Source organism: Pontibacter sp. HJ8 (assembly GCF_054824225.1).
In genome coordinates, this window is sequence record NZ_JSYF01000589.1 from 1 (window position 1) to 4,122 (window position 4,122).

General features: G+C 54.9%; 3 protein-coding genes. 2 read left to right on the top strand and 1 reads right to left on the bottom strand.

From position 1 onward, the window contains the following. Positions 1-253 precede the first annotated feature (253 nt). Positions 254-2,842: a DUF5686 and carboxypeptidase regulatory-like domain-containing protein gene (locus OB13_RS19775; protein WP_461491909.1), complete on the top strand. Its 2,589-nt coding sequence runs from the start codon at positions 254-256 to the stop codon at positions 2,840-2,842. 87 nt (positions 2,843-2,929) lie between these two features. Then, positions 2,930-3,220 (top strand): hypothetical protein, encoded by a 291-nt coding sequence (locus OB13_RS19780; protein WP_461491910.1) that lies wholly within the window; start codon positions 2,930-2,932, stop codon positions 3,218-3,220. A gap of 141 nt (positions 3,221-3,361) precedes the next feature. Here the strand turns inward: OB13_RS19780 and OB13_RS19785 are convergent. Beyond that, positions 3,362-4,122 (bottom strand): EamA family transporter (locus OB13_RS19785; protein WP_461491911.1); only part of this gene is annotated, 761 nt, incomplete at its 5' end.

The window sequence follows — 4,122 nt, forward strand, 5'->3', positions numbered from 1 at the left end:
TCCCCCTTCGAAGGGGGCAGGGGGATGACAATCAGTAACAATGAAACAGTAACTGAAGCCAAAGCAAGAACAGACTCCCCGCCTTAGACAAGGAGGGGCAGGGGTGGTTGGATCCGGTTATTGTCTATACCGGAACTGATCAAGTTGCAGAGGCCGTTTCCTCAAATCACAAAAATGATAAACATCTTACGCGGGTTTTATCGTTAGTTGTTAAATTGTTGTCTCATCAGGCCAGAATTAAACCCTTCCGTGCATGCGCGCTGCTTACCTGCTCTTCCTGCTATACCTGTTGCCGGCTATCACGCTGGCCGGTAGCTTGCGTGGGCGCATCACAGACGAAAAGAATCAGGGCCTGCCTTTTGCCAGCATCTACATAAAGGAAACCGCCAGCGGTACCGCCTCCAACGACCAGGGCTATTTTCAGTTGCAACTGCCCCCGGGCACCTATACCCTGGAATTTAAATATGTGGGCTACAAATCCCGGACAGAGACGGTAACAATCGGGGAGGAGGCCCGGGAGCTCAATGTGCAGCTGGTGCCGGAGGTGCTCAACCTGAAGGAGGTGGTGGTGCGGGCTGCTGATGAGGACCCGGCCTACGGCATCATGCGCAATGCCATCCGGCTCCGCAAGTACCACCGCGACGAAGTAAATGCCTGGAGCGCCCGCGTGTACATGAAAGGCGTGGCCCGCATGGATAAAGTACCCAGTAAGGTGCTGGGCGTGCGGGTGGTAGATGTGGATACGGGCATCGTATACCTGTCGGAGTCGGTGTCGGAGCTGCACTTCAAGAAACCCAACAGGGTGCACGAGCGCGTCATTTCTTCTAAGGTGAGCGGCAAGAAGCAGGACTTTAGTTTCAACCAGGCCTCCGAAATGAACATCAGCTTTTACGACAACCTGCTACGGGTAGAGGGGCTGAGCGAGCGGGGCTTTGTGTCGCCGCTGGCCAACAACGCGCTGTTCTTTTACCGGTTTGAGTACCTGGGCACTTTCCAGGAGAATGGCCGCACCATCAACAAAATCAAGGTGATTCCGAAGCGGAAGAACGACCCGGTCTTCCGGGGGAGCATTTACATCGTGGACGGCAGCTGGCGCATCCACAGCACTGACCTCACCCTGACCAAAAATGCAGGTATAGAATTCGTGGATTTTATACGGGTGCGGCAGGTATACGCGCCGGTACAGGAGGATGTGTGGATGCCGGTATCGCAGCGCTTCACGTTTGAGGCAGCGGGCTTCGGTTTCAAAGGAGGCGGCTATGCCATGGGCGTTTACTCCAGGTATAAGGTGCAGCCGGCCTACAGCAAACCGCCTGTGCTGGAAGAACAGCCTGAACCCGAACAAACAGAGGCTGCCATACCTGCCGAAACCAAACCTGCCCGCCGGCAGCGGCCCCGACTGATAAAGCCCCAGGAGGCCAAGTCGCAGGAGCAGCCCGCCATACACGACGACAAGCTCTTCAGCCGGGAAGTGCTGGTGGTGGAGCGGGAGGCCAACACCCGCGACTCCGCCTATTGGGCTGAGATACGACCAGTACCCCTGACCCAGGAAGAAACGCGGGACTACCACAAAAAAGACAGCCTGGAGGTGATCCGGGAATCGCGCGTGTACAAAGACTCCGTGGACCGCATCCGCAACAAGCCTTCGTTCGGGAGCTTTTTCCTGCGGGGCTATACCTACTCTAATACTTATGAGGAGAAGTACTACAACCTGGACCCGCTGCTGAGCTTCACCGGCGGCCCCAGCATCCTGCAGTACAACACGGTGGAGGGCGTGGTGGCCAATGTGGGACTCAATTTCCGGAAGAACTTTGAGGACCGCCGTCGCTACGAAATTGAGCCGACCGTGCGCTATGGTTTCTCCAACGAGAAGCTGAATGTCAAATTGCGCCTGAGCTATACCTACAACCCCATCCGCAGGAGCTCCGTCACAGTGGAAGGCGGCCGCTTTGTGGACCAGATCAACTCCACAGAGCCGATTTCGCCCTTCGCCAATACCGTCTATACCCTGCTGCTGGAGCGCAACTACCTGAAGCTGTACCAGCGCGACTTCGGACGTATCAACTACCGGTCAGAACTGTTGAATGGCGTGACTGTGCTCGCCTCGCTGGACTACTCGAATCGCATGCCGCTGCAGAACACCACCGACTATACCTTCCGGGAGGGCTCCGGTACCGGCTTTACCTCCAACGTGCCCGAGAACGCAGAGCTAGCAGATGCTTCCTTTGAAGAGCACCAGGCCCTGACAGCTGCCTTCACGGTAAGCTTCCGGCCGGGTATGGAGTACATTTCCCGTCCTGATCGTAAAATCAACATCGGCTCGCGCTGGCCCACGATTTCGCTCGGCTACCGGGGAGGCATCAAAGCATTGGGTGGCGATGTGCAGTACCACACCCTGGCGCTGCGCATCTCTGATGAGCTGAGCCTGGGCCTGGTGGGCAGCAGCGAGTTCAGCTTTACGGGTGGCACCTTCTGGGGAAAGCAGGACATGCAGCTGATGGATTACCGCCATTTTAATGGGAACCGCACCGTATTTGCCGGTGTGTATACCGGTTTTCAGCTGCTGGACTATTACCGCTACAGCACCAACAACCGCTACCTGGAGGGACACTTTGAGCACCACTTCAACGGGTTTCTGTTCAATAAGATACCGCTGTTCCGTCGCCTGAAATGGCAGGAAGTGGTCAGCCTGCACTACCTCAACACGATTGAATCGGAAAATTACTTTGAGCTGGGGCTGGGGATAGAGCATATTTTCAAAGTGCTGCGGGTCGATTTCATGACCTCCTTCCAGCAGGGACAGAAAGCGTATACGGGCCTTCGCGTCGGGCTGGGCTTCTAAGATAGAGGCTCCTGCTGATCAGCCGCTTTACAACCAAAAAACTACATGGACGTTAAAAAACCAGTTGACTAAACATTTCGAACGAACATGAAAAAACTAAAAGATATACTCAAGACGAGCCTTGTTGTAGCTGTGGTGGCCACTATAAGTGTTAGTTGTGGCGATCAGTCCAATTCAGACTCTGAACATGATACCGGTACTGCAGAGGCAATTACAGATGAGAGCGAGTCCACACAGAACCTGACCAAGCCACGCCCTGCTCCGATCGGTGACACAGCCAAGACAGGAGAGCAGGCCGACCACTTCGGGGACCTGCCATCCAACGTAGACACTACAGCACGCCAGCAGGTGGAACTGGACAAGCAAAAGAAGCAGTAGGAAAACTTAAACCAACGGCCTAAGCGCACAAACCCGGCGAACCGAAGCGCAGACGGAAGCAGGAACAATAACCAGTAACCTGCATAAAATAAAAAGGCCATACCTGCACGGCAGGTATGGCCTTTTTATTTCCGGGGTTTCTTACTTTACTACGGCCGTCGTGCCCACCGGCGGGATCACCATGCCTGCACCGGTCCTCTTGCGTCCTTTCAGGTTGATGTTGTAGATAATCACCGAGATCAGGATAAGCACGTAAGCCAGCACCTTGACCAGGGTGGTTTCTTCGTTAAAATACAGGAACGCCACCACGAAGTTGAGAATGGGGTTAATGTACATGAGTATACCGAGGCTGCCGGAAGTGAGCTCCTTAAGTGCAAACAGATTCAGGAACAGCGGCAGCACCGTGAACAAGGCGCTCAAGATGGCGATCATCGCAAAGAAATGCCCATCCAGGATTACAGGAGCGCTCCCTGTCAGCTGCTCATAGAAAGGAGCGATCAGGATAAAGGAGAGCAGCAACTGCAGCGTGAGCAGCACGATCTTGTCGTATGCCTTCAGCAGACGTTGTGTGATCAGGTAAAAGGCGTAGCTCAGGGCAATCAGCAGGCTGAAGAGCAAACTGGTCAGTTCGCCGGACCCGATCAGGAGGCAGCTCAGCGCGCTGAGCCCGATTGCCAGCCACTGGTTGGCCCGCAATTCCTCTTTCAGCAGCAAAAAGCCCAGCACCGCTGTGATGATCGGGCAAAGCAGGTAGGAAAACGAACCTGTCTGTATGCTGATGTGGTTGATGACGTAGATGAATGAAAGCCAGTTGGTGGTCAGTAGTAATCCGCCCAGGAAGGTATAGAGCAGGAACTTCCGCGCTTCCCGCGGCCTGGAAGCTTTGACCTGTGCCAGGGTCT

Excerpts from the sequence above, each read along its gene's own strand:
- OB13_RS19775 (WP_461491909.1), top strand. The coding sequence starts at position 254 with ATGCGCGCTGCTTACCTGCTCTTCCTGCTATACCTGTTGCCGGCTATC.
- OB13_RS19780 (WP_461491910.1), top strand. The coding sequence starts at position 2,930 with ATGAAAAAACTAAAAGATATACTCAAGACGAGCCTTGTTGTAGCTGTG.